The organism is Parabacteroides caecihominis, from assembly GCF_023656785.1.
GTDB classification, from domain to species: domain Bacteria; phylum Bacteroidota; class Bacteroidia; order Bacteroidales; family Tannerellaceae; genus Parabacteroides; species Parabacteroides segnis.
Map to the genome: position 1 here is coordinate 143,071 of NZ_JAMOKS010000003.1, position 24,376 is coordinate 167,446.

Consider the following 24,376-nt stretch of genomic DNA (forward strand, 5'->3'; position numbering starts at 1 on the left):
TTCGGCTTTCAGCCGAGTGGTTTCGCGAAGCCTAACTGTCAACTGTCAACTGATTTTACATTCTATACCGTATCCCCGCCATTGCCGTTCCCATGTGGCCGAAGCCGACTTCTACAAAACCTGCAATCTGGCGTCCTAATTCGATACCGATAGGAGAAACCTGATACATAAAAAATGCCTTAACCTTTGTTTCTTCATCCGGTTTGTTCTCGTCGTTTATAAAAGAGGCTTTAGCTGTTGCAATGGCTACACCTGCATTCAAACGGGAATATAATGTAATAAAGTTATAATTATACCAGTTATACTTAAATGAGGGACAGATGGAATGAAAAGAACTTACGAAATCGCCGACAATCTTCTCATTGGCAATAATACGCTTATCGCTGTTTGTATAAGAATAAACCAACCCGATTCCCCATTCTTCATCCGGATAAAAGATATAACTGATATTCAATGCACCAAACTTACCTTTATCATCATATAAATTGACCGATTCGGCAGAAGGGTCAAAGTAATTCTCATAATGATGCAACAGGTCAGCTGCCGGAAGACCACCATAACTCAAAGAAACTTCATGCTGCAAGTCGGTCCAGTCCTGGGCCTTGCTCTGAAAGCAGACAACGAACAGCATCATCGCTAATACTAGTAAAATCTTCTTCATACTCATCAGTTTTTATTGTTATTACCATACCCAGTTTTACGGGTTGTTCACATCAAAGATAGGAAATAAGTATAAGAAATTTCGTAACTTTGCAAAGATTATTAAGGATATAAATAAAATGATACAAGAAGCTATCAACCGCTATCTGCTTAGGACTAAGCAAAACTCTCTTTCTCCCAAAGCTGTACTTTTCGATATGGATGGTGTCTTATACGACTCCATGCGTTTTCATGCCCGTGCCTGGAACGAAACAGCGATACATCATCAGCTCCAGGCTAAAGAGGAAGACTTTTACATGTTTGAAGGCCGTACCGGTGACAGTACGATCAACGAATTGTACCAACGTACCTTTCAGCGTGATGCGACCGATGAGGAAAAACGGGAACTATATGAAGAGAAAGCAACACTTTTCAATAAATATAATGATGGTAAAGCAATGACAGGCGCCGCAGAAGTACTGGCTGCCGTTAAAGCGACCGGACTACAAACATTAGTCGTGACCGGCTCCGGCCAGCACAGCCTGATTAACAAGTTAGAACATACCTATCCCGGCTGTTTTACCCGCGAAAAGATGGTTACGGCTTTTGACGTAAAATACGGCAAACCTCATCCCGAACCTTATCTGATGGGCTTGCAAAAAGCCGGAGTCCGTGCCAACGAAGCATTTGTCGTAGAAAACGCCCCGATGGGTGTCGAAGCCGGTGTTGCAGCAGGCATCTTCACGATTGCAGTCAATACCGGTCCCCTCCCCGACAAGGTGTTATTGGATGCAGGCGCCGATTTACTATATCCGGATATGGCAAGCCTGGCAAAAGACTGGGATAATATTATGAGGTGTATAGGATAGATTCTATTTCCATATAAAAAATAAAGCGATACCTACAGAAAACCGTAAGTATCGCTTTTGCTATGAATAATTATCTTATAATCGTTTACTTTACATACTCCGCCTTGTTCAGGAAGTCGAAACTTTCTTTACAGCTGGCTACAGGATCATTGTTTGTATATTGTTCCACTTCAACGTACCAGTCTCTTACATTGTTTGCATACATCTGGTCGAAGATCGGTTTGAAGTCAATCTTACCGCTGGCACCGATTTCCATGTCATCCTTAATATGGATTGTCTTGAACTGGCTCGGACGGGATTTTAGATAGGCAACAGGATCTGCACCACCTTCTTTTACCCAATAAACGTCCATCTGGAAGAATACGTGATTCGGACTTACGTTATCCAACAGGAAGTCGTAAATCAACTTATCGTCGATTTTACGGAATTCGAAAGCATGGTTATGATAACCGAATGCGATACTGGCAGCGGCAGTCTTATAACCAACCGTATTGAAATAATCGCAATACATCTTCAAGTCATCCAAAGTAGTCTGATCGTTTACCGGCATCCAGGGCTGAACCATATATTTAACCCCTAATTCGTTGTGAGCGGCAATCGCCTTATCCCACCAACTCATTACTTCCGCTTCCTTTTCTTTAGTAAACTCCTGTCCCAGATGGGCGCTGGTACATTTCATACCCAGGTCGTTACACATTTTCTTAAATTCAGCAGGAGCTAAACCATAAATTTTACCATTGTCATAACCGGCTGTTTCCAGATTGGTATATCCTATTTTAGACGCTGTTTCCAACACCTTTTGAATGCCTTCATCTTTTACAAGGTCTCTCAAAGAATATAACTGTAAACCGATATGTTTCTTTTCGGCACAAGAAGATAACAACTGAGGTGCAACTAAACCTCCTGCAAGCAACATTGAGGCTTGCTTTAAAAAGTCACGTCTGTTCTGCATAGTACTAAAAATTAAGTTTGATTGAGAATTTGTACAAAAGTAAGACTATATTCGATGGATTCTAACATTATTTCGTTAAAATCAATGAAAAGATAAATTACTTTTGCCTTAACATTCGCTGCATCTTCATGTATCGATATTGTTTTATTATCAATTTTCGGCTACGCATAATCTGATACCTGTAAATAGCACAGGCTGTAATAAAATAGATACCGGCCTGTATCCAAAGCGTATGGTATTCGTGAGCCACTTCATTCAAGGAGGCTCCTGCCGTATTGATACGGATAAATCCCTGTATTCCCGATGTGGAGGGGAACAGATAACCGACCGCTTTCCAGAACGGAGGTATTGCCTCTTTAGGCCAGGACACGCCGGAGATAAACAACAGAATGACCGAAGTAAAGACAAAGACCAGCATCGGCGACTCACGGCTTGTCATAAAACCGGACAAAGTCATCGACAAAAAGATGGACGCGAACAGATAAGGCAGAACAAACAACATAACAGTCCACGGCTCTCCCACCTGCGGCAATGAAAATAATTTCGGAACCACCCCTAATGCCCAGATACAAACGACTATATATAACAATATATAAGTAAGCGACTTGCCGAACACGATACGCAACGTTCCATTAAAATGACGGCTTACCGGAACCAAACTGTGGAAACGGTTCTTTTCGCGTGCCGTTCCTCCCAACATACCGATACCCAGAATAAGCGTCTGCTGGATAACCAGAATAAGGATAGCCGGCACAAGGAAGCTGGCAAACCCGTTCTGCGAATTGAACAAGGCTACCGATTCATACGGAATAGGATTGATCGTTATCTTTTCCTGTTCTATCGTCGACGACGGATTATTCTGCGCCCGCAGTTCTTTTCCTATCTCGAGCGAAACTTCAGTCGTTGCCAACAAGAAGGCTTTATAAAACAACAAAGCACTCATATCACAATAAAGCGAAACTGTCGCCTGCTTTCCTTTATGTATATTTTTGCTGAACTCACTGGGGAAATACAGGATTCCGTATGCTTCTTTCGCATCCATCATCCGTTTTGCCTCTTCCATATCCGAACAGACGGCAACAACCTTTACATCTGCCGTTGCATCTACTTTACGGATATATTCGCGACTCAGATAAGAATCCGACTGGTCCACCACCACCATCTTGGCATTGTGAACCACCTCATTGTTATAGATAAACGCATACAAAAGCGGATAGATGAATGGGACCAGAAAGAAAAAGATCATGACTCCCGAATCCTTGAAGACGTTCTTCAATTCATCCTTCCAGATAAAAAAGGTATCCAGTATACCTTCTTTGATTATATATCGTAAACGATGTTCTCTTTTCATTACTTTCAGTTTTACGGAATATACTTAAAGTACAGCAACGCATTCTTCAGATTCTTTCCTATCAAGAACGGTAAGATAAGGAAGCCAGCCAACCAGACATATTCACTCCATGAATAGAACAAATCCCTGCCGTTCAACGCCTGATCCACATAAATCAGAAAATAGTGACGAAGCGGGAACAGGTCGCTCAATGCCTGCAAAGTCGGATCCATCCCTAACACGGGAAAAGAAAATCCAACAATAGAGAAAGCAATCATACCGAACAAACTGGCAAAACTCAATCCCAAACGCAAAGTTGGCAACACGCCGATCATAAACACACCGACAGCCTGCGAAGCCAGCACCAACAGGATCATTGCCGATATCATCGGCATCCAACCACTATTCAGCGGAAAAGCATTGAAACCGTACAAAGCGGCACAACACATCAACGCCACAATGGTGAAAATAACAGTTTGCGGGAGTAATTTTCCCAGCAGACTGGTCGTCAATGAGTTCCCTCCCGTCTGCAACCACTGGCGGGCGGTCGAATATTTTATCTCTGTACCGATGCTGAACACCGTCACCAGGAAGATCATCAACTGAAGCACGCCCGGCAAAATCGTATTATTCAGATAGACGGAATAGTTCAGCCAGGGATTACCGATCGCATGAGTATCCACTACTACCGGCTGAAGCTGTCCCATAATCTGGTCGGTCGTATATCCTTTCGCCAGTCCGGTCTGCAAGCCGACCGAAGCGCCAGCCAGGACAGACATGGTCTTCATATCCCTAAAAAGCAGGGAGGCTGCAATCAGATAAGTACCGTTCGTATAGAAAGACAATGTAGGTTGTTTTCCCGTTGTTGCCTCCACTGCAAAGTTCTTCGGTATATAAAAAATACCGTATATGTTTCCTTTTTGCATCTCCCGGCGTGCATCATCGAACGTAGCGGTCTTATAAACAACCTCCGTCTGTTCAAAAGCATCCAACTGCCGGATCAGGTTACGGGAAGTGGCTGAACCATCCATATCGACCACGGCAATCGGCAGATTGGTTGGCAAGCCATCTTGCATCAGTGACAGGAAGAAGACGACACAGAGAGCCGGAGCGATCAGCATACAGAAGAAATAGATCGGCTTCGATGTCAGCCGGTGTATCTCCCGCTTCGCCACATTCCAGATACTATGTAAACTCTGCTTCAATGTCATAATATTTCGTTTCCTTTTTTCTTCATTACGACAGACATCCCGGGACGTAAGTCTGCTATTTTTTCCTGCGGACGGGCACGGACTTCAAAGGTCTTCGAATCGAATTGTCCGGTTGTCTTTGTAGCTTTCCAGGCGGCATACGAACCCATGTCCTTCATATAATATACTTTCAGCTTTACCGGCTTATTGTCGAGTGCCGGAATAAAAGCATTCAGTTCCGAACCGATCTTGATATCCTTCAACAGGTCTTCACGAACACTGAATGACACCCACATATCGTTCAGGTCAGTGATATTCATAATCGGTGCACCTGTACCGACCAATTCTCCCACTTGTGGGAAACGTTCGGATACCTCTCCGTCGATAGGTGAAACCAAAGCCGACTCTTTCAAATAAGATTCCACTTCGGCAACAGCACCGCCGGCCTGTTGAACCAGGGCAGCCGCAGCAGCCTTATCTTCCGAACGGGCACCATCCCGAGCCATATCATACTGCGACTTAGCCGCTTTTTCGGTAGCGACCATCGCTTTATAGTTTGCCTCGGCCTCATCTCTTTTCTGAGCAGACATGACTCCCTTGTCATATAAGTTCTGAACACGGGTATATGATTTTTTGGCAATCTCCAAACCTGCTTGCGCCTTCTGCCACATCTCGTAAGCACCGGCTATTTCCTGTGCACGGGCTCCTTTGATCGCTTTGGCATTCTGTGCTTCGGCAGCCTTTTGAACGGCCTCCGCCTGTTGCAGTTTTGCCAGAACTTCCGGTGTATTCAGATACACCAATGTATCACCGGCTTTTACCTTATCTCCTTCATCAAAACGATACATTTCGATTCGTCCGGGTACTTTTCCGGAAATACGAACCTGATTGGCTTCAGCCTGCCCCATAATAATATCGTCGGGAGGAGTAAGCAAAAAGAAACCGGTCAATGCGACTAATCCAATCACGACCAATACCGTGATAAATGCCAACATCATGTTGCTGATCGAAAACTTTTTATTCTCGTTCATCTTTGTATATTTTTATTGTTATTACTTCTGTTTATCTATCGACAGTTTACCCATTGCCTTCGACAGGTAAACTTCCGTTAATTTCACTTCTATCTGAGCGTCAATCAGACTGGAACGCGCCGATACCCAAGCCGTTTGAGCTTCCATCAGGTTTAAGGCCGGAATAACACCTTCTTCAAAACCCAGATTGGCATGGCGAAGGTTCTCCTCCGCATTCTCCATATTCCGTGAAGAAGCGGTCAGTTTCTTATTGGCTTCATTCACTTTATAAACGGATTGATTGACCTGCAACTCGACCTTTTCACGGGCTTCCATCAGTTGCAACATCTGGATACGTGTTTCAGCACGGGCGGAGTTCCTTTTATAAGTACCCTCCCACCAACCGGACAAAGGTACTTTCATCATCACACCGACATTAAACATTCCGGCAAATTCATTCTTAAACCCATTGAAAGCATTCGGGTTCGTTACCAGATAGTTTGCCGACAAAGCCACATTGGGTAACATGTCCGCCAAGACTATCCGTTCTTTCTTCTGATAAATCTTAGCTGCCAGTTCTAGGCTTTTCAGCTCATCGCGGTTAGCAAACGCTTCATTCACATTTGCGGTAGCGTCACTGGAATGGACGGGGAAGTTCTCTATATTTTCATCTGCCAGCGCCAAAGGTTCATCCAATGGTAAACCGCAAATCTGGGAGAGCAGCATACGCGACAAAGCCAGACCGTTATCCACTTTCGTCTGCGCCATTTCCGCCTCATTCAGCTTTACCTTTACCGACAGTCCGTCTGCCTGGGTGGCAACTCCTTCGGCAATCATGGCTGTCACGTCACTGTCCATCTTCCGGAGTAACCCGACATACGCGTCGGCCAGCTTTTTCTTATTGACCAGCGAAATCACCTGCCAGTAAGTTTCATCGGTTTTATAAATGACTTCCTGCAACTGGAGGTCGTTCATCGATTCGGCCAATTCACGGGCATATTTGGTAATCTGATTATAGGAGACAATTTTTCCTCCCATAAAGACCGGTTGAACCAGCGAAACGCCTCCCACCCAGATATTCTGCACATCCAGATGTTGCACATCGTCAATTCCTCCCATTAGTTGTCCGAAAACAGGAAGTTGGGCAAGCGGTCCCAGGGCGGAACCGAGTTTGGCACTCAAAGCGTCCATATCCAGCAGATTGATATCTTTCTGATTCCACATATATCCTCCCATGGCGGAAAGCTGCGGAAAATATTTAGTAAAAGCCGCTTTGCGTTCTTCATTGGCCGCCTTTACCTTTTCGCCGGACATCTGTAATTCCTTATTATTCTGAATAGCTAAGTTTCGACATTCTTCCAATGTCAAAGTCTGTTGGGAACTTGCATAACCAGAACAGACCAACAATCCTACTAATACAATAATCCGTTTCATCTTTTTATTGTTTTTTCATCCGGAGACTTTATTTTAACCACTAAAACAACTTATCACCTTTATCTAAATAAAAAACAACCGGTTATCTCCTATTGTTTATATTCGACAAACCTATATTCTTCGTACACAAACAAAAGTACGATTTATCGGTGCAAAAGTACTGGTTTAGTTTAAATATAAAATTGAATTAATTCAATTAAAGATGCGCTTTTTCAGCTTGCAGTACCAAGCATTGCTGATTCCCATATATTGGGCAATATATTTGTCGGGTACACGCTGCATAATCCACATGTAGTGATTGTAAAGGTATTTGATAAATTCTTCAGCCGTGCACGACTGGCGGATGGCAAACATAGAATAAAGTTTTGATATGATAGTCAGCATCGCATTCTGGTAATACGATGCAAATAACGGATAACGCAGAGAAAGGTCTTCGATATGGGTGCGCGATAGTTTTAGCAGTTCACCGGCTTCGAGCGCCTTAATCTCGAACTCGGAAGGTGCCTGGGTAAAATAACCGATAGCGGACAGAAAAGGATATTGATAGTCGGATGAAAAGCCGGTTACGCATTCATCGCCTTTTTCGCTTACATATAAATTAATGAATAGTCCTTTATTGATGAAGTAGGCATCCTGGCAAATCTCACCGGTACGAAGCAGGTAATCCCCTTTATCGACAGCAACCACTGTAGTGATATTCTTCAGTTCACTCACAAAAACTTCGTCGCGGGCCAGAGATTCCGGGAGATCCGCTAAAAGCTTCGCTAAGTGGTCGTCTGTTTCCATTCGTTAATCTTCCAACGTGAAGTTTCTCTTTCCGATCAGGTTTCCGTCAATAAAAATATCTACACGGTAAGTTCCCGGAGAAAGGAATTCTTCGATATCCCAATACATGGTAACGGGATATTCTTCCCCGTCATATTCGATCTGTTTCTTCATCGAGTAGTTGATATCCTTTCCTTCAAAGGGGAAAACATCGGCACGGCTCTTTACCAGCACATCATCGTCCGGTTTCATAATACGTACATATACAGTCTTCTCACCAACGGGAGCGGTAATATTCTTTGCGATGCGGAAATCGACTACGAAACGTTCCATACGTTTGATCTTCTTTGCCAGCTTTCCACGCGAATTGACCGGAGTAACCGTGATACCGGTAGCATCCAGGCGGCTTGCCATAGTAACACGTTCGGATAATTTTTCTTTTTCTTTCTTCAGGGTAGCAGCTTGTGATGTGGCACGCTGGTATTTCTGAACGGCTTCTTTCTTTTCTACCTGCAACTGTTCGTTCGCTCTGTTCAAAGAGTCGATCTGAACAACATAATTACGCATGATCTTACGAAGCGTTTCCAGTTCTTTCTTCAAACGGGCAATTTCTTTGGTATTTGTCGCCTTCACCGTACGGAGTTCTTCCATCAGGCGCTGAACCTTTGCCTGTTCTGTGGATAACAGGTTCATCAGGGAGTCATTGCCTACCTTGAATTCATATCCTTCATATTGCATAGACAACTCATTAAACTCATCTTCAAGCGTTTGCTTATCCAGGTCATAAGCCTCAACCAAATCATTCATCTGCTGTTTCTGCTGATAAATATAGTAACCTGCACCAGCGATAATCAGTATCAACACGACTACCGCCATGATTAATAATGAGAGTTTATTTATTTCCTTCGTTTCTTTCTTTTCTGTATCCATACGGTTCCTTCTAAAAATGAACGTACAAAGGTAATGTTTAATCAGATGTATTAAAACATATCCTGTCTGTTTATACATTTTTTAAGAACTAAATCATTCTTTTCAACCAATATGATGCCATTATAGTTTCATATCAGAGAAACAAAGATTCTATCTAATTGAAACTTTTGTGAAATCATAAGAAATATATTGAAATCGTCCGGCAGATTCACCTATATATAGGAAGTGCCTTACCAATTTTCTAAATAAAATTACTACCTTTGCGCCACTCAATTAAATAATAACACTGCATGCACGAGAAACTTATTATTCTTGATTTCGGCTCGCAAACAACTCAATTGATTGGCCGCAGGGTCAGAGAGTTAAACATGTATTGCGAGATCCTTCCCTACAACAAATTTCCGCATGATGCAACCGATGTGAAAGGGGTAATCCTTTCAGGAAGTCCTTACTCCGTTTACGACGAAAATGCTTTCAAGGCAGACCTGAGCGAGATTCGTGGAAAGTATCCGGTTTTAGGTATTTGTTACGGGGCTCAGTTTCTGGCTTATACATCCGGAGGCAATGTAGAACCGGCCAACTCACGTGAATACGGACGAGCCAATCTATCCTACATTAATAATGAAGATCCTCTATTGAAAGGCATCGACACCGGCTCTCAGATCTGGATGTCTCATGGAGATACAATCACTGTATTGCCGGATAACTTCAAAGTGATCGCCAGCACCGACGATGTAAAAGCGGCAGCTTATCATGTAGAAGGCGAACAGACCTGGGGCGTACAGTTCCATCCGGAAGTATTCCACTCTACAGACGGTACAAAGTTATTAGACAATTTCCTGAATATCTGCGGATGCGCCAAAGACTGGACACCGGCTTCTTTCATCGAATCGACGGTTGCAGAACTGAAAGAGCAATTGGGTAACGATAAAGTGATTCTGGCCTTATCGGGCGGCGTAGACTCTTCCGTTACAGCTGTATTGCTGAACAAGGCGATCGGCAAAAACCTGACCTGTATCTTCGTAGACCATGGTTTGCTGCGTAAGAATGAGTTCGAAAACGTAATGAAAGATTACGAACACCTGGGGTTGAACGTGATCGGAGTAAACGCAAAAGATAAATTCTATAAAGCATTAGCGGGAGTTACCGAGCCGGAACAAAAACGTAAGATCATCGGCAAAGGTTTCATCGACGTGTTCGATGAAGAAGCTCATAAGCTGAAAGATATCAAATGGCTGGGACAAGGTACGATCTATCCAGACGTTATCGAGTCTTTATCCATCACCGGAACAGTCATCAAGAGTCATCATAATGTAGGCGGACTGCCTGATACGATGAAGCTGAAACTGGTTGAGCCGCTTCGCCTTCTTTTCAAGGATGAGGTTCGCCGTGTCGGTATCGAACTGGGTATGCAGCCGCATCTGATCAAACGCCATCCGTTCCCCGGTCCTGGTCTGGGTATCCGTATCTTAGGCGATATCACGCCGGAAAAAGTACGTATCCTTCAGGATGCCGATGATATTTATATGTCGCTGATGCGCGAATGGGGTTTATACGACAAGATCTGGCAAGCCGGAGTCATCCTGCTTCCTATCCAGTCGGTCGGTGTTATGGGTGACGAACGTACCTATGAAAATACCGTTGCCCTGCGTGCCGTAACTTCTACCGATGCCATGACAGCCGACTGGGCACAACTGCCTTACGAGTTTCTGGCAAAAGTATCCAACGAGATCATCAATAAGGTAAAAGGTGTGAACCGCGTTGTGTACGACATCAGTTCCAAGCCACCAGCAACTATAGAGTGGGAATAAAAAATCACAAGAAGGATAATCTAATTAACTTAATAATTTTAGGAGGAATACGATGAAACAAGATATGATCGTTATTTTAGACCTGGGAAGTCATGAAAATACGGTATTGGCAAGAGCAATCCGTGCATTGGGTGTTTACAGTGAAATTTATCCTCACGACATCACAGTAGAGGAACTGAAAGCACTGCCGAACGTAAAAGGTATTATCATCAACGGTGGTCCGAACAATGTGATCGACGGTATTGCCATCGATGTAAATCCGGGTATTTACTCGCTGGGTATCCCCGTAATGGCTGCCGGCCACAACAAAGCATTATGTGAAGTAAAACTGGGTGAATTCACCGACGATATAGAAGCTATCAAAGCGGCTGTGAAATCTTTCGTTTTCGACACCTGCAAAGCGGAAGCAAACTGGAATATGACAAACTTTGTCAACGACCAGATCGAACTTGTCAGACGTCAGGTAGGCGATAAGAAAGTCCTGCTGGCCCTGTCAGGCGGAGTTGACAGTTCCGTTGTGGCTGCCTTGCTTCTGAAAGCGATCGGCGATAAACTGGTTTGCGTACATGTAAACCATGGTCTGATGCGCAAAGGTGAATCGGAAGATGTAGTGGAAGTATTCAAAAATCAGTTGAATGCGAACCTGATATATAAAGATGTTACCGACCGTTTTCTGGATAAACTGGCAGGAGTTGCCGATCCGGAAGAAAAACGTAAGATTATCGGTGGCGAATTTATTCGTGTTTTCGAAGAGGAAGCTCGTCAACTGGATGGTATCGATTTCTTAGCACAAGGTACGATCTATCCGGATATCGTGGAAAGCGGTACAAAGACTGCCAAGATGGTAAAATCTCATCACAATGTAGGCGGTCTGCCCGAAGACCTGAAGTTCGAACTGGTTGAACCGCTGCGTCAGTTATTCAAAGACGAGGTTCGTGCCTGCGGTCTGGAACTGGGCTTGCCTTATGAAATGGTTTACCGTCAGCCGTTCCCTGGTCCCGGACTAGGTGTACGTTGTCTGGGAGCTATCACCCGTGACAGACTGGAAGCCGTTCGTGAAGCTGATGCCATCTTACGCGAAGAGTTCCAGCTTGCCGGATTGGACAAGAAGGTATGGCAATATTTCACTGTTGTTCCTGATTTCAAATCGGTTGGCGTACGGGATAATGCCCGTTCTTTCGACTGGCCTGTTATCATCCGCGCTGTCAACACCGTAGACGCCATGACAGCCACCATCGAACCGGTAGACTGGCCTATCCTGATGAAAATCACCGACCGTATCCTGAAAGAAGTAAAGAACGTAAACCGCGTTTGCTACGACATGTCTCCGAAACCCAATGCGACTATTGAGTGGGAATAAGATATAGGATTTAATAATATGAAAAGGAGTTGTGTCAAGGAATGCAACTCCTTTTTATATTATTTATAGCAACCTTCCTCCTCTACAAAAAACAATCGAACGAATATTATCCGATATAGACAATCATTCATAGCCTTGTAATGACAAATATATTTTCTTTGTTTTATAGGGGGCAGCAAAAAGTTTGTCATAGCTCATTTCCAGGAGATTACAAAGAAAACAGCTTACAACCAGGGGTAAAAAGTACCTACTTTCGCTCTCGAGTTTGTCATAATTAACATTTGTAATTTTTATATCACTCCAATAAAGATCAAAGCAGGTTACATTTCACTAATAATGAGTTTATCTCCTTTATGGATATAGACTCCCGATCACTTTTATCATAAATAGTAACCAAATTGATTACACCTTCATCTAAAGATGTTTTTATTAAATAAGTAATAACCCTGGCACCTCCACTTTTTCCCTTATTCTTAGAACAAATGCGCATACGTATCTTCCGGATATTGTATGATTTTAAAGTTCATCGATTAAATCCTGAAGAGTTTTCTGTTTGCCCTGGATATGCCCGGCTTTTCGTTCTCCTAATTCTCTCAAACCGTCAATAACAGATTCATGTACCATATAAGTCTCCTCTTCTTCCAATTCAACACACACTGAAACCGAATTACTAAGAGCACGCAAATAACGCAAGGCTTTGTCCAATAGTTCCTCACCCTGAAGGCCCATAATTGCTTCCACTGCTTCCATTTTTAGTATAGCCTCACGAGCATTTACATAAACGGCAACAGGCTCTGATACATTTTCCACTGTTGGATCTGGCTGTGAATATGGTTTAGCTTTCTTCATGCTATAATCTATTTATTTCTTTACAAAGATAGAGATATTCCTTTATTATTCACACGTCTGACAATTTTTAATCCAGCTTCTCCCCTCTACTTTTTCCCAACAATCTTCAGGAAACGTCCGGAAGTAATATTCACTTCTTTTATTTCGAAATAATCTTTTAACTGCGTAGCACTCACCCGTTTATTAACAGGCAGACCGACTTTGCGATAAGCAGCCGTCAGGATTACAGACAAATCTGAACGCGAATAGGTCTCTCCTACCCGGAACTGCTTCTCCACGATCTCCTTCAGTTGCTGCTTTTTACGGAAGACAGTGGTACCGGCTTCCTCTACTGCCCGTTTGATTTCGCTGTCTTTGAAGTCGACGCTCCGGATATAATCAGCACCTTTGCGGAGATAACATTCATGGAACATGCAATCGTATTCGGAAGAAAGGATACGCGCCAGGTAACGGCTGTAACGGTCCTGGTCTTTCTCGTCGGGAGAGAAACGCAGGTAAGCGATCCGTTCGAACTGCTCGAGGAGAAATATACGACGCTGTTTACGACTGGTCTGCCGATGACGGGCCAGACGGTCGTTGTCGGTCAACGGATATTGTTTGTCTTCATGCGTCACCTCAAAAAACGGGACATCCCGGTAGGCATTGAACAAACTGTCCGCCGAGCGGTACAAGCTCTTTACCCGTTCCTGCTCACGGAAATTATCCTGCCGGAAATAATTATCCTTTCCATTCTGATAGACATACTGCTGATAGGTAAGATTGACGGCTGCCTCCATATACGTCTCCCGGTATCCGCGCCGCTTATCCTTTTTACTCTTTTCCCTGATCTCCGTCATGGCCAGCCGGGCACTCTCCAGCCACTCGTCCACCTCCGACGCATTCATTGCCTCCAGCGAAGGCTTGATACTGGTTATATGCGTCAGGCTGCGAAAACCGTTACGGAAACGGCCGGCAATCTGTATCGCTTCCGTCCGCGGATCGATCACCGACTGCTCCGCTCCGTAAAGGTCGGAAAGCAGGATGATATCCGGTTTACATCGCACATCAATATCGACCGCCGAAAAGAAACGGCTGGTGAAGAAGTTATACCGTTTCAACTCTTCGATCCGGTCATGCATGCTCCGGTCTTTTACATGCCTCAGCTTCGCAATGCCCTGGGTACTGCAAAAAGTAGCAGAATTTTGCAACTCCGCCATATCCTTATAAAGCGATTCGATCGTATCGATGGAATTGACGAAGATACAAACTTTACTCTTACATTCGGGCAGCACTTCCGCCAACGCTTCCACCACATTATTGGTCGTAATCAGACGGAGCGGCTTGCGATACGGATAAGCCGGCTCGATACGTAGTTCGGTGAAACCATGTTCCTCAAATCTCGGATCGCGGGGCAGGATTGGCGTGGCACTGACAAATGCCATCTGCCGGAAAAGAAAAAAGTCGTCGAGTGGCGCCTCTATCGTCTCGCGGAAATCGTTATCCTGGATAATCTTCTCGCATTCGTCGAACAACATGAAAAAGTCCTTATACATATCGACACCTTCATCCTCCATCGCCTGCTTTACCTTCCAGAAACTTTCGGGTGTCACCATGATCTTGCAGCAGCCGGGATATTTGCGGATATGGCGCGCCACCTCATCGGTCTTGACACCGCGGTAAATACCCAGCAGGTTCTTATGTTTCTCCATCTTCCCGACGATCACCGGCACGTTCGGTTCGATGATAATAGAGGAACGGGGAGACATGATCTCGCAATAGGTAGCTCCCAATCCGGGCAATACCTTGTTCAGTATCACCCGTGTCGGTATATTTTCTTTTCCGTGGCGGCGAAGGGCATCCGACAGATACTCCCCTTTCCGGATATCCAGTTTAACGGTACGTATCATCACATTATTCCCTTTCAAATTGTACAGACTTCAGGCGTTGCATGAGTTCGGGTGAAACTTTAAACACGACATCTTTCACGGAGATAGATCCGGCACGTATCTCTTTGGGATCTTTCACCAGCCTCGACTGTGCCGTCAAAGTAAATGTTCCCAATCCGCTGATCGACACGCTGTTGCCGTCCTCCAGCAGGCTGATGATTCCTTCTTTGATTTGTTCGATTGCTCCGAGCATGGCGGCACTGCGGAATCCATGATCACCGGTCACATAAGAAGCCAATCCTTTTGAATCGACATTGTCCGAACGGATCACCTGCGGATAGAAACCATCTTCGATATCTTTGGAGAGATTGGTCGGGCGTTTGCGTAGTCTATATTTTACAGCCATTGTTTTGTATTGCTTAAAGTTACTTTTCCAAAGATAGGATATATAATCGAGAAAAAGACGGTTCCCGGCAATTAGTTATGAAAAAAGGCGGCTATCCGAATTGTCATCCCGGTGACAATGAAATATCATCGGGATGATGCTGGAACGTCACCGAGGTGATAGTTTGCAAAAGTAATAGGCTTTGCCGTTAAAGTATTAAGCTTTTGGGGTTAGATACTATAGCTTTTGAGGTTAAGGGTTATAGGGTACTCTCCGTACCTCTTCTATCCATAAAACTCAAGACAATACCTTAGCCGATGTCCTATACTCATTCGGTGAACATCCGATAACCCGTTTGAAGGCTTTGCTGAAATATTGGGGATATTGATAACCCAACGCATAAGCAACGTCACTGATCGACTTTGACGGATCGGCTAATAGTTCTTTTGCAACAGCCATTGTTTTTACCAAAATATATTCCTGGGCGGACGTTCCGGTTTCTTTCTTGATTAAGTCACCGAAATAATTAGCAGACAAATGCAACTGATCCGCACAATAAGCAACGGTAGGAGTTCCTATGGATAAAGGTTTTCCGGACGTAAAATAGTCATTCAGTAACTTTTCGAAATCGGTCAACGTATCTTTATTTGCCTTCTTACGAGTGATGAATTGCCGGTCATAGAACCTGACACAATAGTTAAGCAACAACTCGATGGCCGAAGAAATAATTAAATTACTGTGTTTGTCCTTCGCCTCCCTGATCTCCTCGTCGATCTTCATCATGCAATCTATTATGGTCTGGCGTTCCTGCTTTGAGAGATGCAACGCTTCATTTACGGCGTAGGAAAAGAAAGTGTAGTCCTGCATATGATGTCCGAGATGTGTGCCGTGCAATAATTCGGGCTGAAAGGTCAGCCACCATCCCATTGGCTGAAATTCTTCTCCTGTATCGTCATTGCCGATCACTTGTCCGGGAGCAGCAAACACCAGGGTATTTTCCTGAAAATCATAATAATTCCTTCCGTATTTGATCTGATCGGCACATTGAATATCTTTCAGGTAAACGACGTAAAAACCAATATTCTTACGTACATGACGTAACGGACTGATCTTTGACGCATCGATCACACTGACCAACGGATGCGGTGTTTCGATACCCAGAAAGTCATTATAGTCTTTAACCGTATTCAGTTTTATGATTTTATCCATGCCGGTTCGTGATTTATGTTTTCGACAAATGTAATAAATATCTGTGAGTTATAAGATCCGATCAGTAATAATTATACGTATATCCGTAATTCGTATCATATAGAATCTTTTCGGACACGGTAATTTTGTAGTATGCTAAATAATAATTAAATGACAACAGAATAAATGAATAATAGGGAATTTATGACGATCGATCAGTTTAACAAATTGACGGGGCGGGAAACCTTGCATCCGTTGATTAGTATAATTGACCTGTCGAACGCAAATCTGAACCGCGATATTCGTATGACGTGTGATTTTTACGGACTTTTGTATTATGTAACGTTAGACGGAAATCAATATTCCGGAAAAGACAAACTCCGCCTCATTCATCCCGGAGAAATGGTAGAAATCCCATCGCTCGAACATCGTTCGACCAATGGCTATACGGGTATTATATTCCATCCCGATCTGTTATATGAGACATCATTAGAGGGACGTATCGATAGTTATCCGACACGTTGCCGCTGCCGGGGACCGCTATCAGAACATGAGCAACAGATCATATCGGACAGTCTCCAAAAGATCAGGGCTGAATTGCATCATGCCATCGACCGCCACAGCGCATCGATCATCGCTTCGCATATCGAGTTGCTACTCAATTACTGCGTGCGCTTTTGTAATCAGGCAAACTAGACACATTTACTCATATCAGTAATAATTATACATGAATCAGTAATTTATGCCTGTTCCGGATGGTTTATATCAGGTAATTTTGTACCAGATAAATAAAAGTAGAAATAAATAACCCCTCAAATAAATATCCAATATGAAGAAAATAAGTATATTAGTGCTGTGGGTTGCCATATTAAGCGCCTGCACTTCCAAACAAGCCGATAAAACGGCAACTGCAACTGCCGATACATCTTTGGTGACGGCGATATTTCCGAAGGGAAATGCCATAGAAGGAGTAAATTTCAATGGAACGGCTTATCTGCAACGTCTGATGACCGACAGCAAAACATTTGACGTGGTAGTGTCCGATGTCATATTTGAACCGTCAGCCCGTAACAGCTGGCATTCACATCCGGGAGGCCAGATTCTGATTGCGACTGCCGGTAAAGGATATTATCAGGAAAAATGGAAACCGATTCAGGTTCTTAAACCCGGAGATGTTATAGCTATTGCTCCTGATGTGAAACATTGGCACGGTGCGGCCCCCGACAGCGGGTTTACACATATTGCCATCAACACAAAGGTTTCACTGGGTGCGACCGAATGGTATGATCCGGTGACAGATGAAGAATATAATGATTATAAAGAATAATAGTATGATGTCCGATCTTAATAATGTCAAGATAGCCGATTTATTGGCTGAATGGTTGCATGAAAATAAATTAGACAAATAACATCTTAATAGAACAGTATGAAAAACTTATTATTAATCTCGCTTTTACTTTTCTCCGCAACAACAATAAGTGCCTGCTCAGAGAATAATGATACCTCTTTTCCGGATACGGAACAGCCAGAGTCTTCCGACCTGCCTTCCGGGAACAGTAAAACATTAGTGGCCTATTTCTCGGCAACCGGCACGACACAGGCGATAGCCGAACGTATTACCGAACTGACCGGAGCTGACATATACCGTATTAATGCAGCCGATCCGTATGCGACGAATCCTTATGATGATACCGAACGGATACAAAACGAAGCATATAACGACCTGCGCCCCGGTGTAGCAAACCTTCCCGACAAAGAGGCGATTGCACAATACGACACGATATTCGTCGGATCACCTTGCTGGTGGCATCAACCGGCGATGGTGGTCTGTACATTCCTCGAAAATTATGATTTAGGCAATAAGGTAATCATTCCGTTTATTACTTACGGTGCTACGACTTACCTGAACGAATCGATGCAAAAGATTTATAAGGTAACGCCTGAGTCTATTCATATTCCGGCAACATTACCCGAAGATCTCGATCCCGAGAATATCCGTGAACCACAAAATGATGATGCCGGGATAGATATGCCGAATGGTCCAGATGATGTAGAAGCATGGTTGTTGAGAATCAAACAGAGTCAATGAAAATTAATTACAAACGAATAAAATGGAAATAAATAAGACATCAACCTCACCCGGCGCACGTATTACAGTAATTGATGCCCTGCGTGGTTTTTCACTGATCGGTATCTGCCTGATTCATGCCATGCAACATTTTGGAGCGATAGGGACAATGGCCCCCCAAGCAATGTTCCCATGGGAAGGAACGCTGAATGAGATTTTCAGATGGTTTATAAATTATCTGGTTTTCGGCAAATTCTTCATTATCTTCTCTTGCCTGTTCGGTTTAAGTTTCTTTATCCAGATGGACCGGGCGGCAAAGAAAGGGCTCGATTTCCGGAAACGTTTCTTGTGGAGATTGTTATTACTGGCAGTGATTGGCTATTTGCATGGTTTGATTGTTCGTGTGGATATCTTGCTGATATATGCGATATTAGGTTTCGTGCTGGTATTAATGTATAAATGGCCGACGAAATTACTGGCAGGTATCACCTTGTTTCTTTTCCTGGGAGGCGCCTCACTTGTACCGGTAGTCTATAAAAGTCTGACGGCACCGGCTATAGAGCAGGTGGAACAGGTTACTGCCAGACCTGCATCCCGTCCAACAGGTCCCCGGCAAGTTCCTACTTTATCTGAAACGATAAAGAATAACGCCTGGAGCGGACTGGTCGGTAAAATGAGATTCCAGGTATCGAGCGGACGTATTTACCAGACTTTAGGACTTTTTATCTTAGGGCTTATTGTAGGGCGTATCCGTTTATTCGAACGTATGGATGAATTCCGGAAACGGTTAAATCGCTGGGCATTGGCAGCCCTCGTATTATTAGGTCTGCTTTACGTAGCGAGACCTTATATTCCGGCGGTTGCCTGGGGAGAAGTTTCTTTCTATTCATGGATGGGATCGACTACCACCAATCTGATCAATCTGCTGACCGCTTATCTGTGGGTAATCATTGTAATGGAAGTTTATCGTTCACAAAAAGTACAACGGGCTGTAGAACCGTTGGTCAGTTACGGCCGTATGGGGTTGACAAACTATATCGTACAGTCTGTGGCCGGTGTCTTCATCTTTTCCGGTTTCGGATTGGATTGGAGTCATTTGGGAGTTTTCCTGAGCGTATTGGTTTGCCTTGCTTATACAGGCATACAAATTGCAATCAGTCATTATTGGCTGAAAGGTTTCCGTTATGGCCCGATGGAATGGCTGTGGCGAACGGGAACCTATATGAAATGGCAACCGCTGGTACGCTAACTGTAAGTTTTTATATCTCCATCTGAAAAAACATCGTTCCGCAGATCATCAAGTATCACCGGAACGATGTTTTTTTTGAAATCACTTTATCTCTTTGACCACCCGGCAAGGATTCCCTACCGCCAATACATTCGATGGAATATCTTTTGTTACCACACTGCCGGCACCGATCACAGTATTATCACCGATGGTTACTCCCGGCAGGATATTTACACCGGCACCGATCCAGACATTATGTCCGATAGTTACGGGACGAGCATATTCAAGACCACGGTTTCGCTGCTCTGCATCCAACGGATGACCGGCAGTATAAATTCCAACGTTCGGGGCAATAAAAGCATTGTCACCGATACAGACCTTAGCCCCATCCAGGATAACCAGGTTTACATTCGCATAGAAGTTCTCTCCTACTTCAATATTATATCCGTAATCGCAGGCAAAAGGCGGTTCGATGATCAGGTTGTTTCCTGTTTTACCCAAAAAAGATTTCAGTAATTGCGTCTTTTCCTCCTGCTGAGAAGGACGCAGACGGTTATAATCGTAAAGCTGTTCTTTCGCTTTCTCACGATCCGACAACAATTCAGCATCGTAGTTGGCATCATACAACAAACCCTGACGGCATTTTTCTTTCTCTGTCATTGGCTACATTTTTATGTTCCCTACAAATATAAGAATTATTTCAGCTTACGGGGACTTTCCCTCTTCCGCCAGAAACTTTCTATTTGTTCCAGAGAGACGCCCTTTGTTTCAGGAACATAAAAATACCCCCAGATCAGCGCAAGAAAAGCAATCCCTCCGTAAAACCAGAAAGCACCGGCAGGATTCCCCAGGTCCTCTCCTTCCATAAGGATTTCTTTTCCCGGTATTGTCAGCGCTTTTACGATCTTAAAGAAGGTAAATGAGACAATGCTGTTAAAAAGCCAGACGGAAAGTGAACCAAGGGAAGCTCCCAGCCCACGTAACTTCAACGGGAAGATTTCCGAAATAATCAGCCATCCTAGAGGTCCTATACTGATGGCAAAGAATGCTACATAACAGAATATAAGTAAAATAGCCACCCATTTTACAGAATCGCCCAACTGATTTACATAAACAAAACACAAGCCTAACAGTAAAAGCGAAACGACAATTCCGGATAATCCTATAAAATAAAGTTTTCTTCTTCCCAGGCGGTCGACAAAATAGACAGACACAACCGTAAAAATAACATTGACCAATCCAACCCCGACAGAGGCCCATATAGCAGCAACAGCCCCGTCAAAACCTGCCATCAGAAAGATTTTAGGGCTATAATAGATCACTGTATTGATCCCGACAAATTGCTGGAAGAACATAATCCCTATGCAAATAATAAGAGGTGTCCTCAACCAGGGCTGTAAAAGCTCTCTCCACCCGGACTTCTCCGCTCCACTTCTTTTTATCTCCTCCTGCATCTGCCGAAAAGAAATCTTTGCCTGCTCTTCCCCTTCTATCCTGTTCAGAATGCGGATACTCTCGTCATGCCTTCCCTGACTCATCAGCCAACGCGGAGTTTCCGGCATAAAAAACATACCAATCAAAAGGATACAAGCCGGAATAACTCCCACATAAAACATCGGCCGCCAGCAAGTCATATCGCTTTCATCCGCAAAATACAAATCTGATAAATAAGAGACCAACACCCCGATCGTAACCATTAGCTGGAACATGGAGACAAGCGTACCTCTCACTTTTGTCGGTGAAATTTCAGCTATATATAAAGGAACGGCAAAAGAGGAAACGCCTATGGCTACTCCCAGAAAAAGACGGGCTAATACTAAATTCCAGGCATCGGCAGCAATCCCTGACCAGACTGCCCCAACCGCAAAAATAACGGCAGATGCCAAAATCACTTTTCTGCGTCCTAACCGGTCCGTCAGTTTACCACAGAACAAAGCCCCCAGGATGGCTCCCAACAACCCTGCCGACGTAATCAGTTCAACCATTCCGTTGTCTATTCCAAAATCCTTCTGGAAAAAAGGAATAGCTCCCGATATCACTCCCGTATCAAAGCCAAAAAGCAGACCTCCGGTTGCCGCAATAATGGCTATGACATAAATCAACATCCTGTTATGCGCTGTTTTCATGGTATTAAATTTATATATAAATGTTTCTACGGAACAAATTCCTTCCAACAATCTTCTTTTATCTGCGGAGACGGGACAAACAGAAAAGTATCCGGTTCCTCCTCAAAAGTACGATAAATAGATTTATCTTTTTTTATCCCCAACATCGAATAATCCGACGGAGATTTGCATATCAATTCCGATTTCAGATAGTAAGGATTAACCTGCCACTGAATCTCATCCGATCCGTCGAACACCGGATACCAGGCTATACCTTTATGTTTTCTAACATCATCATACACAAACCCATATTCACGGTCACACCAGGCACCAAAGGTCAACGGCCTGTCCGGATTTGCACTGATAGTAGCATGTACCCAGTAAGGAGGAACTACTACTACATCTCCCGGTCCGGCATAAACGGCGAAACAGCGTCCGGGACTGTCTCCGGCATATTCCTGCATATAAATAATCGCCTCACCGGACCATATCTCATACACTTCCGGAGTAGACCAGTTACTGAAAGGGGATACTTTATGAATATGTCCCTGGCTACGGATAGGTTCCGTCCCCAGCTTACCGGCTGCATACGTTACAACTCCGTATAGCAGATGCATGGATTTCAGTAATTCCCGATGCACGACTTTACCGACATCCATGGCTATCGAATAGACTATATCAGGACCATCACAATCAGGGTTCATCAAACTCCCGGAAATATCCTTCAACCTGCGTGTTTCTACCTCTGGTCCGAAAATTCCGGGACCATAAGAAAAGCCTATCGGATCTCCGGTTAATTTTATATCGAGTCCGGGATCAAATACAAAATCGTGACCGGAACGATCAGGCAGATAAAATTTCATTCTTTCTTCTTTTATTGGTAAAACTATATTCTGCCGCCAACACTGCTGCATTATCTCCTAATTCCGATGCTACAATCTTTACTTTTTCCGTGGGACACCAGGCCAGCCGTTCCACCCGTTCACGAATATAAGGCAATATGACATCTTTACTTTTCATAATTCCTCCTCCCAGCACAATGACCTGTGGATCATAAGCATGTATATAGGTCACAATTGCAGCGCTCCATACATCCATACATTCGTTTCTCACAAGCAAAGCATCGATATCTCCCCGGGATGCCAGACTAAATATTTCTTCAAAGTCATAACAGTCAGCCTTGTCCCTGAACGAAGCTGTCAATTTTGTATTATCCTTTATAATAGAAGAAAGAAAAAAGGATGAAGAAAGCGCTTCTACGCATCCGACATTTCCACAACTGCATTTTCGTCCTTTATAATCGACAACAAAATGACCGCCTAACGAACCTGCCTGATAATGTTCACCATACAGGACACGGCCATCCAGAATGACTCCGGTGCCTATCCCGGTTCCGATCGTCATCATGACAACATTATCCAGTCCCCGAGCCGCTCCGCACTCCCATTCTCCAACTGTCGCCATCCGGGTGTCATTGTCCATATAAAAAGGGACTCCCCAATTCAACTCACACCAAAGTTGTAGATTCAACTCACACGCATCATCATATTTTTCGTTCGTAGCAAGCACCTGGCAGTGTTTTACATCCACGATACCGGGAAATGCCAGACTGATTCCCGCCAACTCAGAAGTATGCACTTCGTTGTTATGCAGCAAATTATTGATTGCATCCTTTATTTTAGGTAGATTGATCCGAAGTCCTTTTTCCGAGTCTGCCGGTAAAACAGTAAAATGCAGAATTTTACCGGAGCGGATCAAGCCGATCTTTATAAAGGTACCTCCCAAATCGATTCCAATAGTATATTTAATCATATCCTTTTAAACTAAAGTAGGAACTCCGTTTACATCCACCAGACGCCGGGCAAACCCTGCATCGGCAATTGTCGCATAATCATGTCCGGCATCAGAAGGCCAGCAGGCGGAAAATACCAATTTCTGATACCCGGTATTGGCTACCCGGTGTGCGACTTTCCCCGGGATGTAATGAAGACTTCCCGGAAACATCCGTTCAGCCCATACATTCCTTCGTTCATCCATCAGGATCAGGAAGCCTTCACCTTCCACCCCCCAATAAAACTCTGCCCGATCGCTGTTGGAATGGAAATGTCCTTTCGTCATAAAATACTCCTGCCCGACCTTACCGGGATAAAGTGTCGTAATACCCATGAACAGGCCACCGGGGGTATTCTCCAAAACCGGGAGATAACTGCTGACATGATAAACGGCCTGTTCTTTATTCATCTTCCCATATGCCTCTTTATCCTGGAATACCCCGTCCAGATCACCCAATACACGAGTTGATTTCACAACATCTTCTCCTGTAAGACAATCATTGGTAAAAAAGACTTCGGGTATAAAAACCTTGTTTGTTCTCATAATCATTATTTTGTCACATTGA

At 43.9% G+C, this 24,376-nt stretch carries 24 protein-coding genes; 7 read left to right on the forward strand and 17 right to left on the reverse strand.

Annotation, left to right across the window (positions count from 1 at the left end):
- Positions 1-55: 55 nt before the first annotated feature.
- Entirely contained in the window at positions 56-661 is a 606-nt protein-coding gene (locus tag NBH14_RS03165; protein WP_128133782.1) for a hypothetical protein, read from the reverse strand.
- A 118-nt stretch (positions 662-779) separates the two neighbouring features.
- Here NBH14_RS03165 and NBH14_RS03170 point away from each other — a divergent pair, with 118 nt between their 5' ends.
- On the forward strand, positions 780-1,508 hold the full coding sequence (locus tag NBH14_RS03170) for an inorganic diphosphatase (RefSeq protein WP_128133783.1): 729 nt from the start codon (positions 780-782) through the stop codon (positions 1,506-1,508).
- 85 nt (positions 1,509-1,593) lie between these two features.
- Here the strand turns inward: NBH14_RS03170 and NBH14_RS03175 are convergent, their stop codons facing one another.
- The 7 genes from NBH14_RS03175 to NBH14_RS03205 form a co-directional block, all read right to left on the reverse strand.
- Positions 1,594-2,460, reverse strand: a complete 867-nt coding sequence (locus NBH14_RS03175) for a sugar phosphate isomerase/epimerase family protein (protein ID WP_128133784.1) — start codon at positions 2,458-2,460, stop codon at positions 1,594-1,596.
- 97 nt (positions 2,461-2,557) lie between these two features.
- Positions 2,558-3,811, reverse strand: a complete 1,254-nt coding sequence (locus NBH14_RS03180; protein ID WP_128133785.1) for an ABC transporter permease — start codon at positions 3,809-3,811, stop codon at positions 2,558-2,560.
- A gap of 11 nt (positions 3,812-3,822) precedes the next feature.
- Positions 3,823-5,001: an ABC transporter permease gene (locus NBH14_RS03185; RefSeq protein WP_128133786.1), complete on the reverse strand. Its 1,179-nt coding sequence runs from the start codon at positions 4,999-5,001 to the stop codon at positions 3,823-3,825.
- Positions 4,998-6,011 (reverse strand): HlyD family secretion protein, encoded by a 1,014-nt coding sequence (locus tag NBH14_RS03190; protein ID WP_186958770.1) that lies wholly within the window; start codon positions 6,009-6,011, stop codon positions 4,998-5,000. Before NBH14_RS03190 ends, NBH14_RS03185 begins: the two co-directional genes overlap by 4 nt.
- A 21-nt stretch (positions 6,012-6,032) precedes the next feature.
- Positions 6,033-7,424, reverse strand: a complete 1,392-nt coding sequence (locus tag NBH14_RS03195) for a TolC family protein (protein ID WP_128133787.1) — start codon at positions 7,422-7,424, stop codon at positions 6,033-6,035.
- 192 nt (positions 7,425-7,616) lie between these two features.
- Positions 7,617-8,210, reverse strand: a complete 594-nt coding sequence (locus tag NBH14_RS03200) for a Crp/Fnr family transcriptional regulator (protein ID WP_128133788.1) — start codon at positions 8,208-8,210, stop codon at positions 7,617-7,619.
- Positions 8,211-8,213: 3 nt separating this feature from the next.
- The gene (locus NBH14_RS03205; protein WP_250817129.1) at positions 8,214-9,119 is read right to left on the reverse strand and encodes a DUF8429 coiled-coil domain-containing protein; all 906 of its coding nucleotides are present in this window, start codon (positions 9,117-9,119) and stop codon (positions 8,214-8,216) included.
- Between the two features lie 290 nt (positions 9,120-9,409).
- Here NBH14_RS03205 and guaA (NBH14_RS03210) point away from each other — a divergent pair, with 290 nt between their 5' ends.
- Together guaA (NBH14_RS03210) and guaA (NBH14_RS03215) are read left to right on the forward strand one after the other, a co-directional pair.
- Entirely contained in the window at positions 9,410-10,930 is a 1,521-nt protein-coding gene (gene guaA, locus NBH14_RS03210; protein ID WP_186958769.1) for a glutamine-hydrolyzing GMP synthase, read from the forward strand.
- Between the two features lie 52 nt (positions 10,931-10,982).
- Complete coding sequence (gene guaA / locus NBH14_RS03215; protein WP_186958768.1) at positions 10,983-12,290, forward strand: glutamine-hydrolyzing GMP synthase; 1,308 nt, start codon at positions 10,983-10,985, stop codon at positions 12,288-12,290.
- Positions 12,291-12,806: 516 nt separating this feature from the next.
- Here the strand turns inward: guaA (NBH14_RS03215) and NBH14_RS03220 are convergent.
- The 4 genes from NBH14_RS03220 to NBH14_RS03235 all read right to left on the reverse strand — a co-directional run bounded on the left by NBH14_RS03220 (position 12,807) and on the right by NBH14_RS03235 (position 16,598).
- Positions 12,807-13,139, reverse strand: a complete 333-nt coding sequence (locus NBH14_RS03220) for a hypothetical protein (protein ID WP_010800136.1) — start codon at positions 13,137-13,139, stop codon at positions 12,807-12,809.
- Between the two features lie 86 nt (positions 13,140-13,225).
- Positions 13,226-15,025 (reverse strand): DEAD/DEAH box helicase family protein, encoded by a 1,800-nt coding sequence (locus NBH14_RS03225; RefSeq protein ID WP_046147542.1) that lies wholly within the window; start codon positions 15,023-15,025, stop codon positions 13,226-13,228.
- Between the two features lie 4 nt (positions 15,026-15,029).
- The gene (locus NBH14_RS03230) at positions 15,030-15,410 is read right to left on the reverse strand and encodes an HU family DNA-binding protein (protein WP_128133790.1); all 381 of its coding nucleotides are present in this window, start codon (positions 15,408-15,410) and stop codon (positions 15,030-15,032) included.
- Between the two features lie 276 nt (positions 15,411-15,686).
- Entirely contained in the window at positions 15,687-16,598 is a 912-nt protein-coding gene (locus NBH14_RS03235) for a helix-turn-helix domain-containing protein (protein ID WP_128133791.1), read from the reverse strand.
- A gap of 165 nt (positions 16,599-16,763) precedes the next feature.
- On the opposite strand from NBH14_RS03235, the gene NBH14_RS03240 reads away from it, so the two are divergent.
- From NBH14_RS03240 to NBH14_RS03255, 4 genes are all read left to right on the forward strand, one after another.
- Positions 16,764-17,273: a transcriptional regulator gene (locus NBH14_RS03240; protein ID WP_250817131.1), complete on the forward strand. Its 510-nt coding sequence runs from the start codon at positions 16,764-16,766 to the stop codon at positions 17,271-17,273.
- Positions 17,274-17,406: 133 nt separating this feature from the next.
- Positions 17,407-17,904, forward strand: coding sequence for a cupin domain-containing protein (locus tag NBH14_RS03245; protein ID WP_128133792.1), 498 nt, complete (start codon positions 17,407-17,409; stop codon positions 17,902-17,904).
- Positions 17,905-18,003: 99 nt separating this feature from the next.
- Positions 18,004-18,666, forward strand: coding sequence for a flavodoxin (locus tag NBH14_RS03250; RefSeq protein ID WP_128133793.1), 663 nt, complete (start codon positions 18,004-18,006; stop codon positions 18,664-18,666).
- A gap of 22 nt (positions 18,667-18,688) precedes the next feature.
- Positions 18,689-19,894 carry a DUF418 domain-containing protein gene (locus NBH14_RS03255; RefSeq protein WP_128133794.1) on the forward strand — a complete coding sequence of 402 codons (1,206 nt, stop codon included), beginning with the start codon at positions 18,689-18,691 and terminating at the stop codon, positions 19,892-19,894.
- An 81-nt stretch (positions 19,895-19,975) separates the two neighbouring features.
- On the opposite strand, the gene NBH14_RS03260 is transcribed toward NBH14_RS03255, so the two are convergent.
- From NBH14_RS03260 to NBH14_RS03280, 5 genes are read right to left on the reverse strand one after another with little or no spacing between them, the layout of a single operon-like run.
- Positions 19,976-20,533, reverse strand: coding sequence for a sugar O-acetyltransferase (locus NBH14_RS03260; protein ID WP_010800140.1), 558 nt, complete (start codon positions 20,531-20,533; stop codon positions 19,976-19,978).
- Positions 20,534-20,568: 35 nt separating this feature from the next.
- Positions 20,569-21,999 carry a sugar porter family MFS transporter gene (locus NBH14_RS03265; RefSeq protein ID WP_128133795.1) on the reverse strand — a complete coding sequence of 477 codons (1,431 nt, stop codon included), beginning with the start codon at positions 21,997-21,999 and terminating at the stop codon, positions 20,569-20,571.
- Between the two features lie 26 nt (positions 22,000-22,025).
- Positions 22,026-22,841 (reverse strand): glucose-6-phosphate isomerase family protein, encoded by an 816-nt coding sequence (locus NBH14_RS03270; protein WP_128133796.1) that lies wholly within the window; start codon positions 22,839-22,841, stop codon positions 22,026-22,028.
- Positions 22,822-23,790 (reverse strand): ROK family protein, encoded by a 969-nt coding sequence (locus tag NBH14_RS03275; protein ID WP_128133797.1) that lies wholly within the window; start codon positions 23,788-23,790, stop codon positions 22,822-22,824. The genes NBH14_RS03270 and NBH14_RS03275 overlap by 20 nt, the downstream gene beginning before the upstream one ends.
- 6 nt (positions 23,791-23,796) lie before the next feature.
- Positions 23,797-24,354 (reverse strand): glucose-6-phosphate isomerase family protein, encoded by a 558-nt coding sequence (locus NBH14_RS03280; RefSeq protein WP_128133798.1) that lies wholly within the window; start codon positions 24,352-24,354, stop codon positions 23,797-23,799.
- Positions 24,355-24,376 lie beyond the last annotated feature (22 nt).